Below are 18,942 nucleotides of genomic sequence, written 5' to 3' on the forward strand. Positions count from 1 at the left end.
CCCTGTGTAATTATTGCGAATATAAAAGCACAGGATGCTCACAAAAGCCGTTCTTTGAATCGAAGGTTATTATATCCTCTGATTTCAACAACTTTAGTCGTGATAATAGCAATAGCACTCAATCGATAACGCTAAAATTTGTTTTCGCTATTGCTGTCTTCATACTGCTCATCATCACTGAGTTTCATACCCAAACGCTCTACGCGTCTGTCCATCATTTGTCGAGCCAATGCCTGCATATCTTCCACGCGATCTATTTCATCGACAATCTCAAGACCTAACAATGTCTCAAAGACATCTTCTAATGTGACCAACCCTTTGACTTCACCATATTCGCCAACCGTAATTGCGATATGAATACGATTTTTTAGCATAAGCTCCAACAGATCAAACAGTTTCATTTTAGAGAATACAAACGTGATGTCTCTTTTGAACTGCGTCAAAGGCTTGTGCGTGGCATGGTTGACTTTTGCCAATAGCATGTCAGTTTTTAAAACAAAACCAGTAATGTTATCTAGATCACCATCATAAATGGGCAATCGAGAAAACGTGAGCTTTGGACGATCAACCAATAACTCAGCCACTGTTTTGTTTTCTTCAAATGCGAGCATCACTGAGCGCGGCGTCATGATGTCTTCAACTTTGATCGCGCCGAATGCTAGTAGATTGCGAATGATGCGCGACTCTAGTGGATCGATTTGACCCGATTCTTCACCGATGCTAGCAAGGGCTGCAAACTCACGACGGCTGAACGTTTGCGGTTCTTTACCGCGTACTAATAACTTCGTCAAACGCTCTGATACCCAAATAAGTGGGTATAAAATCATAATGATACCGCGGACAAAGTACGCCACCATACCACTTAGCTGACGCCAATAGACAGTGCCTAGTGTTTTTGGAATAATCTCAGACAGGAACAAAATAGCCAGTGTCATAATGGCTGAGAACAATCCAAACCATGCGCTACCAAATACAATGGTGGCTTGGGCACCCGCTCCGATAGAACCCAACGTGTGAGCAACGGTATTCAAGGTCAAGATAGCTGCCAGTGATTGATCGATATTGTCGACCTTTAGGCTCTTTAGCATATCCGCTTTTTTGGGATTGGTTTCTTGTACATCTGCAATAAACGATGGCGTCATGCTCAGCAAAACAGACTCAGCCAACGAGCAGGCAAAAGAGACACCAATAGCGAGGACAACAAAAAATATCAATAGTCCCACGTTTAGGGCAGTTGGTGCGGCTGCCACGGCGGTTGGCGATGCAGCGCCCGCCGCCCACACAGAATGCGGCAACATCAGCGCCAACGCACAAAGCACGGCAAAGAAGGTATAACCAAATCGAGAACTAGTCGTCATTCTCGGGGGAGGCTCTGCAGATGCGTCTTCACGATGAGCACGCGGACGACATAAACGAGGTACAAACATAAAAGTGGTGAACAAGTTGGGTAACCTAAAAAGAGAAAAAGGAAGATGATATAACGAGCCAATCATATACATTATCGAGGTGATATCAGATATCTACTGATCAATAGTCATAACGGCTCAATGCTGATTTAGACACCGTCTCAAAGCTAAAATAGTGCTTCGATAAATAGCATACTAAATGCATGCAGTCATTGCCATTTGATAGTAGCATTGATGATATCTTTTCACAATAAGTCACTATTTTTAAGTTTTTATTTTTTGGTGACTTTTATTGTTTGGTATTGCCTCAATATTATTTGGCTCAATGGCATATGATATTGATCATTTTGGCATCATATATTTGATATAGCAAAAATATTATCCTGCTATCCGGCGGCTTATTCTCTGCCATTACATCAACAAAAACACGCTCAGCCTATGATTAACAGTTACCAAGTCTGGGATTTTTTGTTACTATGCGTCTAATTTTATTATTATCTATGAACCACTGAGAGACATTATGAGCTTATTTATTCAAGCTGCCCATGCTGCACCAGAAGCCGCTGGTGCTGGATCGCTATTCGGTCAGATTTTACTTCCTGTTGCTTTTTTTGCCATTTTTTACTTTTTGGTCATTCGCCCGCAGTCTAAGCGTACCAAAGAGCACCGTGCCATGGTGAATGCATTGACGGTTGGCAACGAAATCATCTTTGCTGGTGGTTTGATGGGTCGTATCAAAGCGATAGAAGGCGATTATGCAGTTGTGAGCTTAAATAACAACACGGATGTCAAAGTGCAACGTGCTTCTGTTATTTCAGTATTGCCTGCTGGCACAATCGAAAGCGTTTAATCGAAAACGTTTAATTATTACTGAGCTTTATCGGTAGTAATTTAATGGTCGTATCACCACTGGGTGCAATGACCAAATAATGACCGTATATCATTTACGGTCATTTTTCGCTATTAAGGTAGTCGCTATTAAGGTAGTAAGGTACGGCTGTTATATAAGCTAGCCTAGCCTGTAGATATATTGACTTTGCCTGTTTCACCAATGATATTCTTGGTGACTGGGTAAAGATACGTCTGTATTATTTGCTTTACTGTTTTATGTTTTACTATCACCGCGGATGATCGCAATGGAGCCTGATGAATAATGGAGCCTGCTAAATATAGCAGTCAGCCATTGCTGTCGCTAACTTCCCATCTGCTAACTTGTGGCTCACGTCGCCAGTCGTTTATCAACTTAAAGAAGTGATTATGCAATATCCCGCTTGGAAATACTTACTTATTGCCGTCGTGCTCATCATTGCCGGTCTATATGCTGCTCCTAACTTATACCCTGACGAACCTGCCGTGCAGATTACGAGCGCAGCAGCAGGGACTCAACTGTCTGAAGGTATCTTGACCCAGTCTCAAAGCTTACTCGAAGAGGCAGGTCTAGAGAATCATAATGGTACGTTTGAGGGCAACAGTGCACTGGTACGTCTCAACAACCCAGTCGATCAGCTAAAAGCGCAAGAAGTACTACGTCAAAACTTGGGTGAGGACTATGTGGTCGCTCTCAACTTAGCACAAACGACCCCGCAGTGGCTGCGTGATATCGGTGCCAGACCGATGAAACTTGGCCTTGATTTACGCGGTGGTGTACGTTTTGTACTAGAAGTCGATATGGACAAGGCGCTTGAACAGCGCTTGAACAGCGCCAGTCGTGATATGCGACGCGAGTTACGTGCTGAGCGAGTGGCGATTAAAGGTATAAAAACCGAAGACCGCGGCGTTATACTACATTTTGCTGATACAGATACCCGTAATCGTGCGCAAAACATTTTGCAAGGCTCGATGAGCAATACCTTCAACTTGCAATCTTCAATTGATAACCAAGGTCCTGCATTGGTATTGTCATATAACGACGCAACGCTTGACGAAATCAATAGTTACGCGGTCAATCAAAACTTAACAACGCTACGTAACCGTATTGCCGAGCTGGGTGTGACTGAAGCATTGGTACAATCTCAAGGCTCTAGCCGTATCGTGGTCGAGCTGCCAGGCGTACAAGACACTGCTGAAGCAAAACGTGTCCTTGGACGTACTGCCAACCTTGAGTTCCGTATGGTGGCAGAAGACGCTGATACCTACACAGGCGGTATTCCTCCAGCAGGTACTGAAGCATTCCCATTTGAGACACTCGATGGTCCACCAGTGTTGCTAGATCGCCAAGCGATCGTCACGGGCGATAAAGTGACCAATGCACAGACAGGCGTCGACGAAAACGGCTCGCCAGAAGTGAGCATCACGCTAGACAGTGCTGGTGGTAAGCTCATGCAAAACGCCACTCGCACCGCTGTCGGCAAGCAGATGGCTGTATTGTTCATTGAAAACAAGCAAAGAATCACTTACGAAGAAGATCCAGCGACTGGTGAGACAACTGAAGTACGTACGCCTTATGCTGAAACCAAGGTCATTAACCGTGCCAATATTCAAGCAGTACTGGGTTCATCATTCCGTATTACTGGTCTTGATAGCACAGCTGAGGCCGCTGAGCTTGCGCTACTACTGCGCTCAGGTGCACTTGCCGCACCAATGTACTTTGTAGAAGAACGCACCATTGGCCCATCGCTGGGTCAAGAGAACATTGATAAAGGCTTATTCTCTACGCAGGTCGGCTATTTATTAGTCTTCGTATTTATGATTATCTTCTATCGCCTATTTGGTGTGATTGCCAACGTGGCATTGGCGGTGAACGTTATTATTATTATTGCGATTATGTCAATTTTGGGTTCGTCACTGACGCTACCTGGTATTGCTGGTATCGTCTTGACCATTGGTATGGCGGTTGATGCCAACGTACTGATCTTTGAGCGGATACGAGAAGAGATTGCCAATGGGGTACGGCCAAAATCTGCCATCGTGGCAGGTTTTGATCGGGCATTTAGTAGTATTTTTGATGCCAACATCACAACCTTATTGGTCGCGTTTATCCTATTTGCGATTGGTACGGGTCCGATTAAAGGCTTTGCGGTTACGCTAGCTATTGGTATTGTCAGCTCACTGTTTACCGCTATTTTGGTGACGCGTGCACTGGTACAAATTGCTTATGGTAAGCGTAAATCCATCAAAAGTCTGAGCATCGGTTAGGAGAACATTATGGCGATCGAAAATAATAACCCTTTAGAACAGCAGAATAATCCTGATCGAAATGGCTCGAACGGTGATGCGACTACTGCAAGTACCCGCCGCCGCAAAAAACCACGCCGTGATGGCAAAGGTAGCAATACCAAAACCAATAACCCAACTACCACCAAATCTGGCAAAAGTAGTGGCCGCCGTGGTGGTAAAGGCCAAGCTGGTACAGACAATCAAGCCCTCTCTACTGCTGTTGATCCTAACCTAGCAGCAAGTGACGCGGCTGATGATGCCGCAGCCATGGCTGAGGGCGGTATCAAAGCCGTTGGTAATCAGCGCATCATTCCCTTTATGAAGATAGAAAAGCCAATGGCGCTGCTATCTTTATTTATGGTGATCGGTAGTATCATTGCTATTGCCGTCAACGGTCTGAACTTGGGTCTTGATTTTACGGGCGGTGTCTCAGCAGACGTGCGTTATGAGCAGCCTGTTGAGCAAGTTGCTGTTGTACAAGCACTGGCAGACAATGGTTTTGATGATGCTGTCGTTCAATATCTCGGTACACGTGAAGAGCTACTGGTACGACTACCGCCCCAGTCTGATAATGTGGATGGGCTGAATACTGACCTAACTCAAGCATTAGCATTGCCTAACAATACCGCTACTATCAGTAACGTCAATATCATTGGTAGCCAAGTGGGTAATGAGGTTTATCTAAACTCCGTTATGGCATTGGTGTTGGCATTGGTTTGTATGCTGGGCTATGTAGCGCTACGATTCCAGTTCAAATTGTCGCTTGGTGCTGTGCTGTCACTATTTCATGATGCAGTGGTGACCATTGGTGTATTTGCGCTATTTGGCTTCCCTTTTGACTTAACGGTATTAGCTGCTGTATTAGCGTTGATTGGTTATTCATTGAACGATACGATTGTGGTTTATGACCGTATCCGCGAAAACTTCCGCCGTGTCCGTGGTATTACCCCAGAGCAGACGATTGACTTGTCTTTGACCGAAACCCTACGCCGTACCATCATGACCATCTCAACAGTCCTATTGGTCGTATTGGCCATGTTGTTCCTAGGCGGTGAAGGGCTATACTGGTTCTCAGTCGCGCTATTTATTGGTCTACTTGCAGGTACTTACTCATCGACCTATATTGCAAGCTCGATTCCATTACGCATGGGTCTATCACGCGATGATTTTATCGTAAAAGTGAAGCCAGAGTTTGAAGAAGAGATTGTCACCTTCAATGATCCAAAAATGTTTGAGCAAGACAACGTCTAGTAAGGTATATTAGAGGACATAGTACACTTATGTAGCGTACGGTTAGCCTTTGTATTATCGCTGATGAAATAGTAATAATGTTTCGACAAGAGCACCTGACTTATGAATAATGAGTCTAGGTGCTTTTGTCTTTATAGCAATTTTGCCTCACTTATCAAATGCGTTGCACTGCTGCTTTGCCAAAACCAAATAATATATTGCCCTCTTTATCGCCTCAGTATAAACGAGCCACCAATGCCAGCCAATACCTCAGCATCCAACGTCATGCCGCCTATCGATACCAGCTATAAGCGTATCATTGCCATTGCCCTACCTGTCCTATTGGCCAATCTCGCCATGCCATTGCAAAGTGTGATCGACACAGCGATTGTCGGTAATATGAATGAGACGGCCAAACTGGCTGGCATGGGTTTGGCAATACAGCTGTTGTCCTTGTTGCTCGTTAGCTTTAACTTTTTACAATACGCCTCCTCTGGTTTATCCGCGCAAGCTTTAGGACAACTGGCCAATCATACTGATAACAATGGGCGCACTGCGACAACAGCGTCACCGTTACTGTCTATTTTACAGCGCGCGTTGTTATTAGCCTTCTTAATCGGCGCAGTTTTGCTACTGGCCAAACCGTGGCTGATCGATGTTGGGTTACAAGTGTTATCAGCCAATCCTGAAAGTGGTCGCGCTGCAAAAATCTATTTGGATGTGCGATTTTGGGGAGTGATCGCTGAGCTGATGAACTTTGCCTTTATAGGTTGGTTTGCAGGGCAAGGCAAGACACGATATATGCTGTATCAGCAGGGATTTATTGCTCTGATCAATATCGTGCTGACTTTATTTTTTGTGTTCATTATGAATATGGGCTTGGTTGGTGTGGCATTGGGTACGACCATTGCGTTTTGGTTAGGTGTGTTACTAGCGTTATCACTAAGCCGCCATCATTTAAAGGTATCATGGACAGCTTTACTCAGAGCAGATAAGCAGCATTTTACAAAAAATAAAATGCTTAGGCTATTTTCTTTAAATAAAGATATTTTTGTCCGTACTCTTATTTTAACGCTCAGTTTTGCTTGGATTACTCGGCTATCGGCTCAAAGTGGCGATGTGATATTGGCCGCCAATGCCATTTTACTACAGGTATTGAGCATCTCAGCTTTTGCACTTGATGGCGTTGCTGTCTCTGCTGAGACGTTAAGTGGGCAAGCTGCTGGTCGGCGTGACTGGCCACGTTTTTTGATGATCATAAAACGCACGGGCATTGTCAGTTATAGCCTAGCAATCCTGCTGAGCGCTATCTGGTGGCTTGCAATGCCAAGTTATCTAGATTTTATGACCAATATTGAATCGGTGTTTGCCCTCGCCTATGAGTACCACCTATATGCCGTATTGTTACCCCTCGTGGGTGTTGGAGCCTACTGGTTAGATGGTATATTTTTTGGTTTGACAGCAGGCAATGTGATTCGTAATGCTGCCCTGATACTAGCTGCTATTTTCTTTCCGTTGAGCTGGCTGCTTTATCAGCAATGGGATATGACCGGTATTTGGCTGAGTGTATGGTGCTTACTGCTATTGAGGCTAATTATCTTAGGCGGATTTTTGTACCGTGCTCATCAATCAGGTAGTTATGAGAGGCTACAGCCAGAGGCTTAAACACTTTTTATTGTACAGCCAATGATCACGCAGTCATTTATCATACAGCCATCACATACCGTTTTGACGCAATACAGTGTTTATTTTTAAGTGTAAAACAATCCGTTTATAAAAACAGTGTAAGAAAATTTAGGATGCCATGTGACCACTCATTCAAACGAACTCAGTCATCAACAAGAACGCACTCACGATTGGGCTGAGGGCTTCAAAAAAAGCTTGCCCGTTGCCATGGGATATCTGCCTGCTGGTATTGCCTTTGGTGTACTGGCACAAGTTGCTGGTATTCCTGTATGGGCAACGGTTATGCTCAGCATTGTGCTCTATGCTGGAGCGGCTCAATATGCTTGTTTGCCAATGCTAAGCGCTGGTCTGCCGATCGGTAATATCGCGACCAATATCGCCGCCATTAATTTACGCCACGTGTTTTATGGTATACCACTATTGCAATATCTACCAAAACATAAACTGGCAAAAACGTATTGCTTATTTGCCCTGACTGACGAGACCTTTTCAGTCATGACCAGTTTGCCAAACGAGGCACGACAAGCACTCATACTCCCTATTAGCTTATTTAACCAAAGCTGGTGGGTACTCGCGAGTGCCATCGGCGTGATAATTGGAAGTACGCTTAGTGACTTAATTCCACATTTGGATTTTGCCTTGGTTTGTCTGTTTGCAATTTTGGCTTATGAGCAATTCCAAAGTATTAAACGTTATTTCCCCATTGGCATCGCTGTAATTGGCTTGATTGTCGCGTCTTTATTCACTAGCGATTGGTTATTGTTGGTGGCTATCACTATCTGTATGTTGATGATTTTGGTACGTGGATTTTGGATGCAGCGTCATGAAATAGGAGAATCTTATGACCAGTAGTTATCTTATTTTTGCGACGCTTGCGATGGCGGCAGTGACGTTCATCACTCGTGCGTTACCAGCATTAATCCCTAGAAAAGTTTTAGATACGCCTTGGCTACATCGACTGAATGAGAGCTTACCGTTGTCAGTGATGGTGCTACTTATCTTAACCAGTCTGTCTTATCAAAACCTGCCAGTAGACATTGCCTTGAGTGATCCTGAGCTACATCTATTGATGGCACAGGTTTGCGCACTTATACTGGTACTTTTTATTTATCATATTAGCCGCCAGCTCTTGGTCAGCATGATCGTTGGTATTGCCGCGATCAATGGTTTTGTCTGGATATTTACCAATTTTTTGATCTGACAGCAGCCTATCTTATACCAACATCCAATATTGATTTTACTGGTATTTTTGGCAAAAAAAAGCTGGACTCTTAATAGAATCCAGCTTTTTATTTTCAAGCAATATATTTATTACTATCTGGCTTAAAGCTCTTCAACACCCATCATATCGACTGGGGTATCAGCCACTATCTGCACGCCTTTCTTGCCAGTTTTGGCCGTATCATTACGCTGCTCTTGCAGATGGTCAAGATACGCTTCATTGATCTGGCCAGTAATGTAGCAGCCATTAAATACAGCACAATCAAACCCTTCGACTCTGCTGTGCTTGGTATCCTTGACGGCATCGATCAAATCATCTAGGTCTTGGAAGATCAGACGGTCAGCACCAATGATCTCACGTACTTCCTCAACACTGTTGCCTGAAGCAATCAGCTCGGTACGCACTGGCATGTCAATGCCGTATACGTTTGGAAACTTGACTGGTGGCGCGGCACTCGCAAAAAACACTTTATTAGCACCTGCATCACGCGCCATTTGAATAATTTCATGACACGTCGTACCACGAACGATTGAATCATCAACCAATAGTACGTTTTTGCCTTTAAACTCTAACGGCACCGCGCTTAGCTTTTGACGAACGGACTTTTTGCGCTGCTGTTGACCTGGCATGATAAACGTACGACCGATATAGCGGTTTTTCATAAACCCTTCACGGTACTTGACGTTCATTTTTAGCGCTAGCTCCATCGCTGAGGTACGTGACGTATCTGGAATCGGGATGACCACGTCAATGTCATGATCTTCGCCCCACTCTGCAAGGATTTTGTCAGCCAATTTTTCACCCATACGTAGGCGTGATTTATAAACTGAGATATTATCCATAATAGAATCTGGACGGGCAAAGTACACATATTCAAAGATACAAGGCGTGTATTCTTTTGGCGCTACGCATTGATGCGTATGTAGCTTATGGTTCAAATCAATAAAAATAGCTTCGCCTGGTTTTACATCACGAACGATAGTGAAGCCAGAACCTGTCAATGCGACTGATTCAGAGGCGACCATATATTCGGTGCCGCCGTTTTCTGCCATGCGCTTACCAAAGATAAGCGGACGGATACCGTTTGGATCGCGGAACGCTAGTAATCCATGACCAGTAATCAAGGCCACAACGCCATAAGCCCCTTCACAGCGTCTATAAACGGCTTTTACCGCTTCAAAGATGTCATCGGCTGTTGGATGCGTCTTACCTAGATTTTGCATCTCATGTGCGAGTACGTTCAGCAGCACTTCAGAATCTGAATCGGTATTGAGGTGGCGACGATCTTCGATATATAAAGATTTGGCCAAACTCTCAGCATTGGTCAAGTTTCCATTGTGCGCAAGCGTGATACCATAAGGTGAGTTAACATAAAATGGCTGGGCTTCAGCGCTACTAGAAGTACCAGCAGTTGGGTAACGAACGTGACCGATACCAAACTTACCGACCAATTTCATCATGTGACGATTCATAAATACGTCACGTACCATACCGTTTTCTTTACGTAGGTAAAGTCGACCATCTTGCAAAGTAACAATACCCGCTGCATCTTGCCCGCGATGCTGTAGCATCGTTAAACCGTCATAAAGTATCTGATTGACTGGCTCATGAGCTGCAACTCCAATGACTCCACACATATAGCTATATCCTATTTAACTCATACATTAGTACGACAATAACGGCAAAACTGCTGACAGTATGTGGCTAAAATCACGCACTGTCGTCCACCGCTAACCTGATGATTTTGCAAGAAACTTCATGATAATTTTTGATCATCTGTTTTCGATGATCAGTAACACATGCAAACGTTTAGAAGTATAAAAAGAATTAGAACAACAGAAAATTACGACTGATTGACTTGATCCCAAGCCATGCCCAACACATCTGATACCAATGCTTTCCCCATAGGTGCATAAGGTAGCAGCTCAGGGGCAAGGACTGAGGTTTGCCATTGCGGCATTTGTACTAGTAGTGGCGCAGTCACACTTAACACAACCAATACCATGAGTACATTTTTGGCAGCACCAAGCACCCCGCCCGCCATTTTATCGACTACGCCCAGACGCAGTGTCTTGAGCACACCTGAGAATACAAAAGCCACCAAGTGCATAACTGCCAATATCACAATCACCACCAGCAAAAAGGCCATCGCCATTTGTAGCACTGGGCTTTGCACGATACCAGATAATTGAGGCGACACCGATTCTGCGAGCCGAGTCGCAGCGATAAGAGCGATAAACCAGCCTACTAAGCCAACCGCAGTTTTGATCAGGCCAACTTGAAAGCCGCGCCACAAACCAATCAAGACAACAATAGCAATCACAATATCTAGAACGCTCATATCTTGCGCCTCACCATTTTATTCACTTGACTAGCTTTCCATGGCATCATAATAGCCACCGATTGCTTGAATACAGGATTGTACTAAGCCAGGACCTCTGTAGATCAGTCCTGTATAGAGCTGTACCATGTCTGCACCTGCTTCGATTTTTTTGACGGCTTTGGCACCGCTATCGATACCGCCCACACCTATCAAAGCAACTTTACCATCTAGCTGATCAGAGAACTGTTGTAAAATCTGGGTACTAATGTGGCTCACCGGACGACCTGACAAGCCGCCCATTTGATCACCATCACGTAGGTCTTCGACACCCACACGGCTCAGTGTCGTATTGGTTGCAATCAAACCGTCAATTTCAAAGTCTAATAATTGCTGTGAGATATAGTCAACTTGCAGTGGCTCTAGATCAGGCGCAACCTTGAGCACCAATGGCACATAAAACCCATATTCAGTCGCCAGCTGACTGTGACGGTTTTTAATCGTATCCATCAGCTGGGTCAGAGCCTCACCACTTTGCAAGTCACGTAAGTTTTTGGTGTTTGGCGATGAGATATTGACCGTAATATATGAGGCATGCGGATAGACACGCTCTAAGCAATACACATAATCGTCTGCGGCTTGCTCTACCGGCGTGTCGGCATTTTTACCAATGTTGATACCGATATTGCCTTTGTATTTGCAGCGTTTGACATTGTCAATCAGATAATCAACGCCTTCATTATTAAAACCCATACGGTTGATGATGGCGTCTGCTTGCTTGATTCTAAACAGTCTTGGCCTATCGTTACCCGCTTGCGGTCTTGGCGTGACCGTACCTACTTCTATAAAACCAAAACCCAGCTCAGCTAGCGCGTCAATGTAGTCACCGTTTTTGTCCAAGCCTGCAGCAAGACCCACTGGATTAGAGAACTGTAATCCCATACAGTCAGTAGGCTGCATCGACTGACCATACGCCAAACCTAAAACACGCGCTTTATGTGCTTTATCCAATAAAGATAGCGTCATCTCATGGGCGTGTTCGGGATCCATATTAAACAAAAAAGGACGAAGTAAGGCATAAGACATAGTGATGGCAAACCCTGCTCGAAAGAAATAGTGGATAAAGAATATGAATGAAATCAGGCGGAGCGATTATATCAGCTTAACAGAAACAAGCGCAAAGTTTCACACGGTAAATTTCCACATTTAACCCGCCGTCAGCGCATATAAGCATTTATTAAATAGCCATAATAATTCACTGTCTTTTAAGCTCAGCTGAATCAACAGCGAAAGACAACTAGTATATTATATCAAGGTACTGGGCGACCGTCAGTGAGTGCAATCCAACCACGTATAATTCGATATAAATGCCAGATAAAGGTGAATGTCACAATCAACAGACCAAAGCCAGCCAGTAACGTCGAACCAATAGCAATATTGCCACTATCAGCTAGCATACTCACACCAAAACCACCTAAAGCAAAAACTGTGATGACAATACCAATAATAAACCAAACGATACTGTACCAAAACGTTTTGATTTGCCAATCAAAATGCGTGGATAACCATGTACCATCAGCATCGTGACGCTTAGCATAATTCATCACAATCGGCACGATCCACAGCAGACCAGCGGTAAAATAGCTAATCACATATAAGAAATAAGTGATGTGATTGTAAATGGTTAAAGAACGGCGCTTATCGTTGCTCATACTGTCACTCATTGGTTTGCGTTGTCCTTGCTGGTCAGTAATCTTGTCTGCTGAAAACTATGCTCATCAGTATCGTTATGAAGAAAGTGCTTTACGCTAAATATCTATCGTTAGCAGTGGCTAATAAACATTTAATGGTGACAGATAAAAGGCTTTTCAATGACATCTAACTCAAAATGCCATTTGAAAAACGAGTTACTAATAAATTGGATTGGAACATATCATGTTCTGTTACTCATATTCTACTATTAAGACCATACCTGCCACTAAACAGTATCGAGTTATAAAGTGACAGTGGCTTGCACTTGGATAGATTTATTCGTTAGGTCTTGCTGCATGGATAACTGCGTGAACTGCCAACCTTGCTGCTCTAACTTGCCAAGAGCGGTACTTACGACAGCTTGACTGGGGTGGATAAAGCTTAACTGCACCGAATCACCAGCCGCAACGACCTGAGCATCTGTAATTCCTGTGGTATTTAGCAGCGCACTAATTCGATTGGCAGGCGGCATGTCAGCCTCTCCATTAGCGTTATTGCCAGCACTTAATGCATTACTATCGATATTACCTGCTTGCGCCCGCAACCAAAAATAATCAGCCACTTGTTCCTGATAATCATTTTCGCTCTCTTTTGCCGCTTGATGAATGCTATAACCACCATAACCGCCGATAAACACCAACAAAAATACGGATAATATAGCTAACGCTAGCTGATCGCGTGGTGGTAATGCTTGCCAGCGCGTTGATAGCATATTTTGGTAACTGCTCATACGCTCAGAGAATGCGTGCGCCTTAGTATTGGTTGCAGAGACAGCTGCACTGCGTTTGGTACGGCGCTGTAATTGTTTCATGTTTTGACCTTTTCTTACCAATACACTGATGAATTATGATGCTGCCGGAGTGTTCGCCGTATCGCTGTTTTCCACCACATCCACAGTGACCTGAGCACTAAATTGACCTTGATCATTACTACTCACTTGCGCAAGCTTGGCATTCAAACCTTGCGCTATTAGCGTGCTCGTGAATTGATCCAAACTGCCACGATCAGGTGCAATGAGCGTAAAACTGAGTGCAGATGGCTGCATCACTAGCGTCTGCGCACGCAGTGAAGATTGTTTGATTAAGGGTGATATCTTTGACAGCGCTGCCATGTGTGATGCAGGTGCCTGGCTGTCGCTAAGCAGTTTTGGCTGTAATTGTACTTGGAGCTTGGTTCGAGTGCTGAGGGGCTCATCAGTGAACCAAGATTGATATTGCGCTGCTATTTCAGTCTTGGTGGCAGCTGTTGCCTCATTATACTGGTACCACTGCACCCCATCGGTTGCCATCTGTAGCACTAAGGCCGATAACGCAACCATCATTGCTACCCGTAAATACGGTGATAACTGTGAGTCGGTTGATTTGATAAAGAAGTTCAGCGCATGACGTTCTGGGTTGTCAATGGGCGCTGGTGTCGTGGGCAAGCTCGTTAATAACAGCTGGTGATCAGCGATCAGCGCTTTAGTTTGTGCCATAGAACTGGTAGTCGCTGATGCTGCTGGGATATCATTGATACCCATACTATCCATTTCATTAGTGGCTGAATCACTGATAGCAAGGCTATTGGCTTCAATAGAAGTCAGCAACATCACTTCGCTTAAATGCGGAAAGCGCTCAAAGATCAACGGCAAATAGCTGACAGCCATACCTTGGCGCAATGATTGGCGCAATAGCAGAGTCTGCTCGTCTTGATATAATGTCACTTGCTGACCTGCACCTTCTTCTGGCGGTGGCAGTAATAGGAAATCTGGCAGTAGTGCCACTATATTCATACCCACGAGCTGAGCACTTTGCTGCCATGCCTCAATATCGCTTTGTGCCAATGCGTACAGCTGCGTCGTATCAGCATGGCTCAACTGACGAATAACCAATTGCTCAACTGGCGTTAGGGAGGTTTCTTCAAACAAATACTGCTTACCACTATTACCCAGCTGCTTGAGCTGAGCATTGTTAAGCGCTGTGTCTACTTGCAATACATGACTTGAGGGGAAATATAAACAAATTGCCTTTTGGCCATTCGATTTATGATGACCATAGATAGTTTGTAACTGTTGCCAACCATCAACCGTCTGCCATTGCTGTACATCTTCGCGCCAGACAGCTAGCGGGCTATGCTGCGCTCGTAACCAAACATGTAACACTAAACGTGTCCTCGATTATTGCTGCGGTTATAAAAGTACTGTGATGAAGCAGTGCTACTATTTAGAAAGGATTGAGTCATTTTATCTGCTGAGCCAGTCGCTTAATTGGCATGATTGCCTCACTCTGAATTCACCCTATCTAAGAAATGGCTAAGTCAGCCTAGTATGGTTGGTCAGGTACAAAACGATCCACTTCAGTGGCCATCCCAGTCATAACAAACTCCATTTCAAATACTCTGGCTTCTGCCAAAGAGAATGACTCAGGATAATCACCAGTCAACAAGCCTGCGATATAAGCAACGATTGACATATGACAAACAACGACCAGACATTCTGCATCAATATTCGCAATATCAATTAAAGCCTCACGGGCATCATCAGAGGGCGTGATATTATCTTGTACTGTTGAAAGTACGTTGGGCATTCGTGACTGGAATGCAGCCAGCGTCTGCTGCGCCCTATCATAAGGACTGACGATAAAACAATCTGGATGATAGTGTGTAGTCACATACTCTACCGTCTGTGCCGCTTGCTGTTGACCAAAGTCAGTCAGCTGACGCGCACTATCCGGACGCGTCTCATCTTCGGCTTGACCATGACGTACTAATATAATTTTCATAACCTTCCTTGGTGCGCGGAGTTAGCACTGTCTCTCAATAGTACCTTTTAATAAAATATCTTACTTATCAGCATCGCTATTTTTACTTTTGGCATCGTCTTTGGCGCTGTTACTTGAGTTTTTCATATGAGCGGTAAGCGCAGCATTGCTATGATCATGCGCCATCACAAACTCAACATCACTACGGAAACCCGCTTCCATCAAATGTAGTGCCACGCCTAATGCTGCTTTATCTTCATAAATGACCGCATAGAGCGCATGGGTGATAGGCATATAGATGCCCGCTTTAGTGGCTTTTTCGTGGACTTGCTGAATCGTATTGACCCCTTCAGCAGTTTGACCCAGTTTTTTGACGGCAGCATCAATACTCATGCCGCGACCGAGCATATTACCAATACGATAGTTGCGGCTTAACTCTGAGCTACAAGTGGCATATAAATCCCCCACTCCTGACAAACCTAAAAAGGTTAGCGGGTTGGCCCCCTCTTCAACACCGAAACGACTCATTTCTGCCAAGGCACGAGTAAGGATCATTGCTTTGGTATTTTCACCCACTTCATAAGCAGCTGCCATACCCATGGCGATGGCATAGATGTTTTTGAGCGCGCCGCCAAGCTCGACACCGCGTACATCATCACTCGCGAACACTCTAAAGAAGGCACTGTGTAAGGCCGCTTGTACTGCATGACGCAGTGGCTCAGACTCACTTGCAATCACTGTGGCAGACGGCATGTTTTTCATGATTTCTATGGCAAGGTTTGGCCCTGACATAACACCGAAATTCACTTCAGGCAACACTTCTTTAATAATGTCGCTCATCATGGCAAAGGTATCTTTCTCCATTCCTTTGGTCAACGATACGATAGACTGCCCACTGATCAAAGGCGCAATGTTTTTTACCGTTTCGCGAAAAGCCAATCCCGGCACGGCGATAAAGATAATATCTTTGTCTTTGACGGTAGCCGCCAAATCATGACTGTATTTCAAACGGTCATCAAGCTTGTAGCCAGGCAGATATTTTTTATTGGTTTGAGTTTTTGCCATCGCTTTTACCGTACGTTTATTACGTACCCACAGCGTAGCATCGCAGCCATTACGCGCAGCCAAGTTTGCCATTGCCGTACCAAAGCTACCACCACCTAAAAACGCCAAACGCAGCTTGGTAGGGTTGCTGTGAATATCTGCCATGTCTTTTGCGACTGCTGACTCAACTGGACTGCGCGTTGATTTTTTACGACCGATGCCTGACTTACTTGCACGCTCTAAGATACTTGCCAACATACCATTTTGTTTTTCAGACGTATTGTTGCCCGCCTCATTGTTAGCGCTGTTGTTATTTTTATTGCTATCGTTAGGACTTGTCATGTTCTTTTATCCATGTTGACTGACTTATTCTCATAGGAGCTACTGTTCCCAGATATCTCCGATACTCGGGCTCGCGGTCTTTTTGAGGTAATAATTTTACCAAGAGACAACACCGAGTCAAATTACGACTCGAAGCGTACTAACGGCTCGATATCAATAGGTTTGCGTTTGGATTCATCTTTTGGACTAGTGCCAGTATAAACAAAAGCGGTCACATAATCATCTGGACCCACATCAAAATAAGCTTTTACCGCAGGCTCATTACATAACAACCCAGTACGCCAAACTGTACTAAATCCCTGAGCTTTGAGTGCCAGTATCAAATTTTGCACAGCAGCACCTGCACTGAGCATTTGCTCAAAAGGTGGCACTTTTTTATGCTCTTGCATTTGCGTCACGACCGTTATGATAACAGGTGCTCGGAGCGGCATGGTATGGGTTTTTTTGATGGTTTTCTCAGACAGCTCTTCGCCATCTTTGAGCGCTTTTTCTTTTGCTGCGGCTACCAAAGCATTACCTAACTCGTGACGTGCCTCTCCTTGGGTCACAATAAAGCGCCATGGACGCAGTTTTTTGTGATCGGGCGCTGTCGCTGCACACCCAATAGCAGACTCGATTTGATCCCGTGTTGGCGCTGGTGTATCCAAATTGCCCATGCTGCGTCTTGAATTAATCCAACCAATCAGCTCTTCACTGCTAGCTGAGACATCATTTGTGGCTACATTTTTAACGGGCAGTTTATTGTCCTGTGGCGCTTGGTTATTTTCATCTGTTGTCGTCATTGCCTGTCCTTACTTATTATTATTTATTTCTTTTTACGAACTACTTTTAAATCTGATACTTGTCATTGAAAATACTAAGCACCGAATGCGAAAAAATATTTAAGCTGTAGCAATGCTGTTTTAAAAAACATCCACTACGCAGCATCTTCGACGCGGTGATCCATGCGTAGATAATCTTCTGATTGCATCTCAAGCAAGCGTGAGCGGGTACGCTCAATCTCAAACGCTAGCTTTTCCCCTTGATACAAGTCCAAAATCGATTGCTCTGCGCGTACCAACAGTTTTACACGGCGATCATAAAACTCATCGACCAGATAAATAAAACGGCGCGTTGGATCACGCAAATCATCATCTAAAGCGGGTACTGAATCAACTAATACCGTGCTGAATTGTTTTGCAAGTTCAATAAAATCAGATGCCGAGCGCGGTGCCATGCACAGATGTCGAAAATCGCAAAACAAGATATCTTCGGTACGCGCGTTGATTGGGATCTCGCGGCCATTGATAATAATCGGGTCATTGCTGATTTTTTGATTATTAGACAAGCTGGCAAAGCGGTTGGCGAGCCAGTGATGGTTGGCTTTGGTCATTGGTGATTCGTACAACTCTGCTTGCTGAAGCACGCGCAGACGATAATCAACACCGGAGTCGATATTCATCACAGTCGTATGGCTCTCAACCTCTGCAATGGCGGGTAGAAAACGGTCGCGGTGCAAACCATCTTTGTATAAACCAGAAGGCTCGATGTTTGAGGTAGCCACCAAAGTGATACCGCGATTAAACAGCATCGTAAACAAATCACCCAAAATCATCGCATCAGAGACGTTAGACACAAAAAACTCATCAAAACAGATAACGACCGCTTCTTTATAAATAATATCGGCGACTTTTTCGAGTGGATCACTTTCGCCTTGAAGCTTATTCAACTCCTGATGAACACGCTGCATAAAATGATGGAAATGCAGACGCATTTTGCGCTCAATGGTCAATGAATCATAAAACATATCCATCATCCACGTCTTGCCGCGACCGACACCGCCCCACATATATAATCCAGTTGGCGCGGCAGGCTTAGATTTTAAAAACCCAAAGAACCCTTTCTTTTGCGGTGCGCTATTGATGAGCTGATGGTAGATCTCATCAAGATAGCTCATGGCCTGAAATTGCTGCTCATCCCGAGTAAACTCATCGGTACTGACGGCTTTCTCGTAACGTTGCAATGGAGATAAACTCATAATACGACTCATCGTTGGATTAAATAAAT

At 44.5% G+C, this 18,942-nt stretch carries 17 protein-coding genes; 6 read left to right on the top strand and 11 right to left on the bottom strand.

The genetic code is table 11. The features are described from left to right. Positions 1 to 131: 131 nt before the first annotated feature. A complete protein-coding gene (locus GYK50_RS07770) occupies positions 132 to 1,427 on the bottom strand; it encodes a CNNM domain-containing protein (RefSeq protein WP_083328794.1) in 1,296 nt (431 codons plus the stop codon). Between the two features lie 499 nt (positions 1,428 to 1,926). On the opposite strand from GYK50_RS07770, the gene yajC reads away from it, so the two are divergent. The 6 genes from yajC (at position 1,927) to GYK50_RS07800 (ending at position 8,679) form a co-directional block, all read left to right on the top strand. Further along, entirely contained in the window at positions 1,927 to 2,256 is a 330-nt protein-coding gene (yajC, locus tag GYK50_RS07775; RefSeq protein WP_071001390.1) for a preprotein translocase subunit YajC, read from the top strand. A gap of 407 nt (positions 2,257 to 2,663) precedes the next feature. Continuing rightward, positions 2,664 to 4,541 carry a protein translocase subunit SecD gene (gene secD, locus GYK50_RS07780; RefSeq protein WP_212563638.1) on the top strand — a complete coding sequence of 626 codons (1,878 nt, stop codon included), beginning with the start codon at positions 2,664 to 2,666 and terminating at the stop codon, positions 4,539 to 4,541. Between the two features lie 9 nt (positions 4,542 to 4,550). Next, on the top strand, positions 4,551 to 5,813 hold the full coding sequence (gene secF, locus GYK50_RS07785; RefSeq protein ID WP_071001388.1) for a protein translocase subunit SecF: 1,263 nt from the start codon (positions 4,551 to 4,553) through the stop codon (positions 5,811 to 5,813). A gap of 234 nt (positions 5,814 to 6,047) precedes the next feature. Next, on the top strand, positions 6,048 to 7,457 hold the full coding sequence (locus GYK50_RS07790; RefSeq protein WP_071001387.1) for an MATE family efflux transporter: 1,410 nt from the start codon (positions 6,048 to 6,050) through the stop codon (positions 7,455 to 7,457). 141 nt (positions 7,458 to 7,598) lie between these two features. After that, the gene (locus GYK50_RS07795) at positions 7,599 to 8,330 is read left to right on the top strand and encodes an AzlC family ABC transporter permease (protein ID WP_071001386.1); all 732 of its coding nucleotides are present in this window, start codon (positions 7,599 to 7,601) and stop codon (positions 8,328 to 8,330) included. Next, positions 8,320 to 8,679: an AzlD domain-containing protein gene (locus GYK50_RS07800; protein ID WP_071001385.1), complete on the top strand. Its 360-nt coding sequence runs from the start codon at positions 8,320 to 8,322 to the stop codon at positions 8,677 to 8,679. The genes GYK50_RS07795 and GYK50_RS07800 overlap by 11 nt, the downstream gene beginning before the upstream one ends. A gap of 122 nt (positions 8,680 to 8,801) precedes the next feature. Here the strand turns inward: GYK50_RS07800 and purF are convergent, their stop codons facing one another. From purF to zapE, 10 genes are all read right to left on the bottom strand, one after another. Further along, positions 8,802 to 10,337, bottom strand: coding sequence for an amidophosphoribosyltransferase (purF, locus tag GYK50_RS07805; protein ID WP_058024985.1), 1,536 nt, complete (start codon positions 10,335 to 10,337; stop codon positions 8,802 to 8,804). Between the two features lie 206 nt (positions 10,338 to 10,543). Continuing rightward, positions 10,544 to 11,041 carry a CvpA family protein gene (locus GYK50_RS07810; RefSeq protein WP_212563639.1) on the bottom strand — a complete coding sequence of 166 codons (498 nt, stop codon included), beginning with the start codon at positions 11,039 to 11,041 and terminating at the stop codon, positions 10,544 to 10,546. A 30-nt stretch (positions 11,042 to 11,071) separates the two neighbouring features. After that, on the bottom strand, positions 11,072 to 12,106 hold the full coding sequence (locus GYK50_RS07815) for a quinone-dependent dihydroorotate dehydrogenase (RefSeq protein WP_058024983.1): 1,035 nt from the start codon (positions 12,104 to 12,106) through the stop codon (positions 11,072 to 11,074). A 224-nt stretch (positions 12,107 to 12,330) separates the two neighbouring features. After that, the gene (locus tag GYK50_RS07820) at positions 12,331 to 12,732 is read right to left on the bottom strand and encodes a DUF4870 family protein (protein ID WP_093070974.1); all 402 of its coding nucleotides are present in this window, start codon (positions 12,730 to 12,732) and stop codon (positions 12,331 to 12,333) included. Positions 12,733 to 13,013: 281 nt separating this feature from the next. Beyond that, positions 13,014 to 13,583, bottom strand: a complete 570-nt coding sequence (gene gspM / locus GYK50_RS07825; RefSeq protein WP_071001383.1) for a type II secretion system protein GspM — start codon at positions 13,581 to 13,583, stop codon at positions 13,014 to 13,016. A 33-nt stretch (positions 13,584 to 13,616) separates the two neighbouring features. Next, complete coding sequence (gene gspL, locus GYK50_RS07830) at positions 13,617 to 14,912, bottom strand: type II secretion system protein GspL (protein ID WP_212563640.1); 1,296 nt, start codon at positions 14,910 to 14,912, stop codon at positions 13,617 to 13,619. Between the two features lie 160 nt (positions 14,913 to 15,072). Further along, complete coding sequence (locus GYK50_RS07835; RefSeq protein ID WP_212563641.1) at positions 15,073 to 15,531, bottom strand: SixA phosphatase family protein; 459 nt, start codon at positions 15,529 to 15,531, stop codon at positions 15,073 to 15,075. A 60-nt stretch (positions 15,532 to 15,591) separates the two neighbouring features. After that, positions 15,592 to 16,896, bottom strand: a complete 1,305-nt coding sequence (locus GYK50_RS07840; RefSeq protein ID WP_212563642.1) for an NAD(P)H-dependent glycerol-3-phosphate dehydrogenase — start codon at positions 16,894 to 16,896, stop codon at positions 15,592 to 15,594. A gap of 122 nt (positions 16,897 to 17,018) precedes the next feature. After that, positions 17,019 to 17,678 carry a nitroreductase family protein gene (locus GYK50_RS07845; protein WP_071001380.1) on the bottom strand — a complete coding sequence of 220 codons (660 nt, stop codon included), beginning with the start codon at positions 17,676 to 17,678 and terminating at the stop codon, positions 17,019 to 17,021. A 134-nt stretch (positions 17,679 to 17,812) separates the two neighbouring features. Beyond that, a complete protein-coding gene (gene zapE / locus GYK50_RS07850; RefSeq protein WP_071001379.1) occupies positions 17,813 to 18,913 on the bottom strand; it encodes a cell division protein ZapE in 1,101 nt (366 codons plus the stop codon). Positions 18,914 to 18,942: the final 29 nt, after the last annotated feature.

It is taken from the genome of Psychrobacter pacificensis, assembly GCF_018336615.1.
Taxonomy (GTDB): domain Bacteria; phylum Pseudomonadota; class Gammaproteobacteria; order Pseudomonadales; family Moraxellaceae; genus Psychrobacter; species Psychrobacter pacificensis.